Origin of the sequence: Variovorax gracilis (assembly GCF_030317115.1) — a bacterium.
GTDB classification, from domain to species: domain Bacteria; phylum Pseudomonadota; class Gammaproteobacteria; order Burkholderiales; family Burkholderiaceae_C; genus Variovorax; species Variovorax gracilis.
In genome coordinates, this window is sequence record NZ_JASZYF010000069.1 from 1 (window position 1) to 6,715 (window position 6,715).

Annotated in this window: 6 protein-coding genes; all 6 read right to left on the reverse strand. The window is 65.4% G+C overall.

Going from position 1 to position 6,715, the window contains the following annotated elements:
• A partial coding sequence (locus QTH97_RS36430; RefSeq protein ID WP_286573630.1) for a methyl-accepting chemotaxis protein occupies positions 1-916 on the reverse strand: 916 nt, incomplete at its 3' end.
• 21 nt (positions 917-937) lie between these two features.
• On the reverse strand, positions 938-1,447 hold the full coding sequence (locus QTH97_RS36435; protein WP_286573632.1) for a chemotaxis protein CheW: 510 nt from the start codon (positions 1,445-1,447) through the stop codon (positions 938-940).
• A 16-nt stretch (positions 1,448-1,463) separates the two neighbouring features.
• Positions 1,464-3,050, reverse strand: a complete 1,587-nt coding sequence (locus QTH97_RS36440) for a methyl-accepting chemotaxis protein (RefSeq protein ID WP_286573633.1) — start codon at positions 3,048-3,050, stop codon at positions 1,464-1,466.
• Positions 3,051-3,054: 4 nt separating this feature from the next.
• The gene (locus QTH97_RS36445) at positions 3,055-4,620 is read right to left on the reverse strand and encodes a methyl-accepting chemotaxis protein (RefSeq protein WP_286573635.1); all 1,566 of its coding nucleotides are present in this window, start codon (positions 4,618-4,620) and stop codon (positions 3,055-3,057) included.
• Between the two features lie 111 nt (positions 4,621-4,731).
• The gene (locus tag QTH97_RS36450; protein WP_286573637.1) at positions 4,732-6,276 is read right to left on the reverse strand and encodes a methyl-accepting chemotaxis protein; all 1,545 of its coding nucleotides are present in this window, start codon (positions 6,274-6,276) and stop codon (positions 4,732-4,734) included.
• A 30-nt stretch (positions 6,277-6,306) separates the two neighbouring features.
• A partial coding sequence (locus tag QTH97_RS36455; RefSeq protein WP_286573638.1) for a methyl-accepting chemotaxis protein occupies positions 6,307-6,715 on the reverse strand: 409 nt, incomplete at its 5' end.

Below are 6,715 nucleotides of genomic sequence, written 5' to 3' on the forward strand. Positions count from 1 at the left end.
TCGACGCGGCCGTCTGCTCCAGCGAGCTTGCCTGCTCCTCGGTGCGCGACGACAGGTCCTGGTTGCCCGTCGCGATCTGGCTCGATGCCGTCGCGATCGTGTCCGTGCCCGCGCGCACTTCACCGACCACCTTCGCCAGGCTGTCGTTCATGTTCTTCAGCGCGCGCAGCAATTGGCCCGTCTCGTCACGGCTGTCCGCTTCGATGCGACTGCTCAGGTCGCCGGCCGCCACCGTCTCGGCGACCTTCACGGCCTCGTGCAAGGGCCTGACGATGCTGCGCGAGATGGCGAAGGCAGCACCCCCGCCAAGCAGCACGATCATGAGCGTGAGCAAGGCCCTCAGATTGAAACCGCGCGCGTTCGCCGCATCGATGGCGTGGCTCATGTCGTCGATGGCCTTGCGCTCCATCGAGAGCAGGTCGAGCACACGGCCTTCGTACGCTTTCGCGGCGGGCAGGAATGCCTCCTTGAAGGCCCGCTCGGCCTCCGCCGCATTGCCGCTCGCCTTGGCCTTGGCCACCATGTCCTTCGCGGCCTGGTACTTGCCGCGCAACTCGACGATGGACTTGAACATCGCCTTCTCTTCATCGACCACCAGCAGGGCCTCGACCTTCGCCATGGTCTCGGTGCCCTTCTTGACGCTGTCGGCCATCACGTCGGCAAAGGTGACCGGGAGCGTGTCGTCCGTGGTCCTGGCGATCATCGACGTGCGCGCGATGGCCGAGTAGGTCAGAACGTACCAGTCGGAGATGAGCCGCTCCTTCGCCAGCGGGCTCTGCATCATGCGCCGGGTGGCTTCCGCGTTGTTCTTCGCGCTCACCAGCGCAAAGGCGGTCGAGATGATCGTCAGGCCCAGGACGATGCCGAAGCCGATGGCCAGGCGTGTTCCGATGCGGACGTTGGAGAGGAATTTCATGATGGGACGGGAAGTTGGAGGTCAGGCTGCCGCGGCCTCGACGAGGCCCATTTCTTCGCTGGACATGAGCCGGTCGATGTCCACCAGGATCAGCATCCGCTCGTCCAGCGTGCCCAGGCCGATCAGGTAGTCCGTGTCCAGCACCGAGCCCATCTCCGGCGCCGGCTTGATCTGTTCGGCCGACAGCGTGATCACGTCCGACACGCTGTCCACCACCATCCCCACCACCCGACCGCCGATGTTCAGCACGATCACCACCGTGAACTGGTCGTAGCTCGGCGTGCCCAGCGCAAACTTGATGCGCATGTCGATGATCGGAACGATGATCCCGCGCAGGTTCACCACCCCCTTGATGTAGTCCGGCGCATTCGCGATCCGCGTCACCGCGTCGTACCCCCGAAGCTCCTGCACCTTCTGGATGTCGATGCCGTATTCCTCGTGGCCGAGGGTGAACGAAAGGAATTCCAGCGGCTTGTCCGTGCGCGCCGGGCTCGCCACGCCTTCGGCGTGCTTCGATTGAACTGTGCTCATCTGCTTGGCTCCTGATTCATGACTTGAAAACACTGACTGCATCGACGAGGCTCTCGGCCTGTTCATGCAATGAGTGCGCAGCGGCGGTGGCCTGCTCCACCAGTGCCGCGTTCTGTTGAGTGACCTGGTCCATCTGCGCGATGGCCTGGTTGATCTGTTCGATGCCCGAGGTCTGCTCCCGGCTCGCGGTCGTGATCTCGCCCATGATGTCGGTCACGCGCTTGACGCTGCCGACGATCTCTTCCATCGTCTTGCCCGCCTCGCCGACCAGCACGCTGCCGGCGCCGACCTTGCCCACCGAGTCGTCGATCAGGCCCTTGATCTCCTTGGCTGCCGAGGCCGAGCGCTGTGCGAGGTTGCGCACCTCGGCCGCCACCACCGCGAAGCCCTTGCCCTGCTCGCCGGCACGGGCGGCCTCGACCGCCGCGTTCAGCGCCAGGATGTTGGTCTGGAAAGCGATGCCGTCGATGACCCCGATGATGTCGACGATCTTCCGGGACGAGGCATTGATCGAGGCCATGGTGTCGACCACCTGACTGACGACCTCGCCGCCCTTCACCGCCACTTCGGAAGCCGACACGGCGAGCTGGTTGGCCTGGCGCGCGTTGTCCGCGTTCTGCTTCACCGTGCTCGTGAGTTCTTCCATCGACGCAGCGGTCTGCTCCAGCGAGCTCGCCTGCTCCTCGGTGCGCGAGGACAGGTCCCGGTTGCCGCTGGCGATCTGCCCCGATGTCGTCATCACGCCGGAGACGTTGGCACCAACGTCCGCCACGATGGCGAAGAGATTCGCGCTCATCTGGTTCAGCGCGCGCAGCAGGCTCTTGGTCTCGTCCTGCGGACGGATCTGGAACTTGACCGGTGCACCACCCGCGATGGCCTGGGCCACGCCCACCGCCTGGTCCAGCGGCTGGAAGATCGTGCGATTCAGGAACCGCCCCATGGCAAGCCATGCCAGCGCCGCGCCGGCAGAACCGGCAGCAAGCAGGTCGGGGAGCCAGCTTGGCGCACCCGACGATGCTGCGAGCCTCGATGCCTCGGACCAGCCGATGCCACCGAGGCCCAGCGTGATCAAGGCGGCGAGGGTCGTCGCCGCGAAGACGCGACGTCGCACCGGAATGCGGCGCAAGCTGCCCAGCGGGTCCGACCATCCCTGGCGAACGGCTTCACCCTGGCGGATCCGGATGTTCTTCACCAGGCCTTCGCGCAGCTTGCGATAGAGGTTCTCGGCTTCGATCACATCGGCGCGCTCGGGCTGGCTGCGGACGGACATGTAGCCTTCGGTCACACCCTTGCGAAGGATGGGAGTGACGTTCGCCTGCACCCAGTAGAAGTCGCCGTTCTTGCGACGGTTCTTGACCAGCCCGGTCCATGGGAGGCCGCGGCCGAGGGTGTCCCACATATCGGCAAAGGCCTCGGGCGGCATGTCGGGATGCCGCACGATGTTGTGGGCCTTTCCCATCAGTTCTTCGAGCGTGTAGCCGCTGACCTCCACGAAGGTCGGGTTGACATAGGTGATGCGGCCCTTCAGGTCGGTGCGCGAGACCAGCGCCGCGGCGGGCGGCAGCGGGTATTCGTGGGGGGTGACGGGCAGGTTGACGCGCATGAGCCTATCGCTCCCGTCGCCCGGACATTTCGAGGCGGAACACACCGACGGCCTGTGACAGGCTGCCCGCCTGGTCCTGCAGCGATGCGGCGGCAGCGGCCGCTTCTTCCACCAGCGCGGCGTTCTGCTGCGTCACCTGGTCCATCTGCGTGATCGCCTGGTTGATCTGCTCGATGCCCGAGGTCTGCTCCTGGCTCGCCGCCGTGATCTCGCCCATGATGTCCGTCACCCGCTTCACGCTGTCGACGATCTCTTCCATCGTCTTGCCCGCTTCGGCCACCTGCTTGCTGCCTTCCTCGACCTTTTCCACCGAGTCGCCGATCAGCGTCTTGATCTCCTTGGCTGCGGCGGCCGAGCGCTGGGCCAGGCTGCGGACTTCGGAGGCAACCACGGCAAAGCCACGGCCTTGCTCGCCGGCGCGCGCGGCTTCGACCGCCGCGTTCAGCGCCAGGATGTTGGTCTGGAAGGCGATGCCGTCGATCACACCGATGATGTCCACGATCTTGCGCGACGACGCATTGATCGAGCCCATGGTGTCCACCACCTGGCTGACCACGCTGCCGCCCTTCACCGCCACTTCGGACGCCGACACCGCCAACTGGTTGGCCTGACGTGCGTTGTCCGCGTTCTGCTTCACCGTGCTGGTGAGTTCTTCCATCGACGCGGCCGTCTGCTCCAGCGAGCTTGCCTGCTCCTCGGTGCGCGACGACAGGTCCTGGTTGCCCGTCGCGATCTGGCTCGATGCCGTCGCGATCGTGTCCGTGCCCGTGCGCACTTCACCGACCACCTTCGCCAGGCTGTCGTTCATGTTCTTGAGCGCCTGCAGCAACTGACCCGATTCGTCGCGGCTTTCCACCTCGATACGGCTGCTCAGGTCGCCTCCTGCCACGGTCTCCGCCACCTTCACGGCCTGGCCCAGCGGGCGAACAATGCCGACCGTCAGCCGCCAGGAGGCAAGGGCGCCGACCAGCAGCGCCATGGCGGACAGCACGATCAGCCACAACTGGCCCGCGTCGTGGTCCTTGGCGATCCCCTTCGCGTTCAGGTCGATCTGCCCGCGCTCGTACACCGCGAGCGTGTCGACCGCCTTTTCGTAGTTCGCCAGCGCCGCCAGGAACTGGGTGTCGGCCAGCTTGTTGGCAGCCTCCGCATCGCCGGCCGCCTTGAGCTTGTTGAGCGAGGCCAGCAATTCGAGCACCACGCGGCGCGCTTCGGCGATGTCACCGTAGAGCTTCGTCTCCTCCGGCGATGTCAGCACTTCCTCGAGCTTCTTCTGCAGCGGATTGATCAACGCCTGTCCTGCGCCGAGATCCTTCTTGAAATAGGCTTCGGTCGCGCTGTCGGTGGCCTTGACCATGGCAAAGGTGCGCACGATGTTCGCCGCCAGCAGCTTGGACCATTCGCCAACCATCCGCTCCTTGACCAAGGGACCCGACACCATCTGCTCGGTGGCATCGCCGACGTTGCTCAAACGGACTATCCCGGTCGCCGAGATGAAACCCATGAGCACCAGCATGGCGGCAAAGCCGATGCCCAGGCGCGTGCCGATCTTCAGATCCTTGAAACTCATCTCACTCTTTCTTCGATGGGGGGGTGGAGCCCGAAGCGCACTGCCGGCCTCGGTCGCTCCTCTATATCGGCTGCGGCGGTCAAAAGTTGAGGGCCGATGCCTTCGCGGACCCTAGAGCCGGAACACGCTCACGACCTGCGAGAGGCCGCCGGCCTGCTCCTGCAGCGATTGCGCGGCGGCAGAGGCTTCCTCGACCAGCGCGGCGTTCTGCTGCGTCACCTGGTCCATCTGCGTGATGGCTTGGTTGATCTGCTCGATCCCCGAGGTCTGCTCCTGGCTCGCCGCCGTGATCTCGCCCATGATGTCCGTCACCCGCTTCACGCTGTCGACGATCTCTTCCATCGTCTTGCCCGCTTCGGCCACCTGCTTGCTGCCTTCCTCGACCTTTTCCACCGAGTCGCCGATCAGCGTCTTGATCTCCTTGGCTGCGGCGGCCGAGCGCTGGGCCAGGCTGCGGACTTCGGATGCAACCACGGCAAAGCCACGGCCTTGCTCGCCGGCGCGCGCGGCTTCGACCGCCGCGTTCAGCGCCAGGATGTTGGTCTGGAAGGCGATGCCGTCGATCACACCGATGATGTCCACGATCTTGCGCGACGACGCATTGATCGAGCCCATGGTGTCCACCACCTGGCTGACCACGCTGCCGCCCTTCACCGCCACTTCGGACGCCGACACCGCCAACTGGTTGGCCTGACGCGCGTTGTCCGCGTTCTGCTTCACCGTGCTGGTGAGTTCTTCCATCGACGCCGCCGTCTGTTCCAGCGAGCTTGCCTGCTCCTCGGTGCGCGACGACAGATCCTGATTGCCCGTCGCGATCTGGCTCGATGCCGTCGCGATCGTGTCCGTGCCCGTGCGCACCTCGCCCACGATCTTCACCAGGCTGTCGTTCATCTCCTTGAGCGCGTGCATCAGCTGGCCGGTCTCGTCCTTGGAGCGGACCTCGATGCGCGAGGAGATGTCTCCCGCGGCCACGGTCTCGGCCACCTTGACCGCTTCGGCGATGGGTCGCGTGATCGACCCCGTGGTGAACCACGCGATGGCCGCGCCCATGAGGAGCGCGAGGACACCGAGGCCGATCATGAGGTTGCGCGCATGGCCGTACTCGGCGTTCGCCTGCTCCTTGGCCTTTTCGGAGAGGCGGGTCTCGTGGCGCACCATCTCTTCCAGCGCCACCAGGATGGCGTCCACCGACGGCGTGAACTTCTTCATCAGCAGTTCGGTCGCTTCGTCGTTCTTGTTCTGCAAGGCGAGTTCGAGCAGCCGGGCGTTGATGGGCGTCGCGACGGCCAGCGTGTCTTCGAGCCTGGCCAGCAGTGCCTTGCCATCGGTGCTGACGACGAGCTTGCCCAGCAGCGTCCTGGCTTCGTTGTAGCGCTCGCGGGCCGCGGCGATCTTCTTCATTTCCTCGCGCATGGCCGCTTCGTCGGTCAGCAGCACCAGGTGGCCGGCAAGGTTGGCCATGTCGCGGATGGAGTCGAGCATCTTGTTCGCCGTGGCGACCTTGACGTTGTTCCCGCTCACGATGCCGTTGAGTTGCGCCTGGATGCTCGACATGGAAGTCAGCGCCAGGCCCATGATGAAGGCCAGGAAGAGCAGGACGGCGGCAAAGCCCAGCGCCAGGCGGGTGCCGATCTTGAGATTGGAAAGGGAGGTCATGGGGTGCGACGATGTTTTCTTGGATGCGGTCTAGAACTCGGTCCAGTCGCCGCTGTCCGCGCTCGCTGCGGCCAGCTTGGGCGCGGCCGCTTCTTTCGGGCGAGGTGTCGAGACGGGTGGCTTCGCGCCCGCTTTCGGCGCTGCGATCGCAGCCGGCGCCGGACGCACGGGGACCTGCGCAGGCGCTGTGCCGTCATCGGCGTCGAGCTTGAAGGTGCCGACGATCTGCGACAGGCCTCCGGCCTGCTCCTGCAGCGATGCCGCCGCGGCAGCCGCTTCTTCCACCAGTGCCGCGTTCTGCTGCGTCACCTGGTCCATCTGCGTGATGGCCTGGTTGATCTGCTCGATGCCCGAGGTCTGCTCCTGGCTCGCCGCCGTGATCTCGCCCATGATGTCCGTCACCCGCTTCACGCTGCCGACGATCTCTTCCATCGTCTTG

Coding starts and splice junctions, on each gene's coding strand:
- QTH97_RS36435 (WP_286573632.1), bottom strand. CDS start 1,447: ATGAGCACAGTTCAATCGAAGCACGCCGAAGGCGTGGCGAGCCCGGCG.
- QTH97_RS36440 (WP_286573633.1), bottom strand. CDS start 3,050: ATGCGCGTCAACCTGCCCGTCACCCCCCACGAATACCCGCTGCCGCCC.
- QTH97_RS36445 (WP_286573635.1), bottom strand. CDS start 4,620: ATGAGTTTCAAGGATCTGAAGATCGGCACGCGCCTGGGCATCGGCTTT.
- QTH97_RS36450 (WP_286573637.1), bottom strand. CDS start 6,276: ATGACCTCCCTTTCCAATCTCAAGATCGGCACCCGCCTGGCGCTGGGC.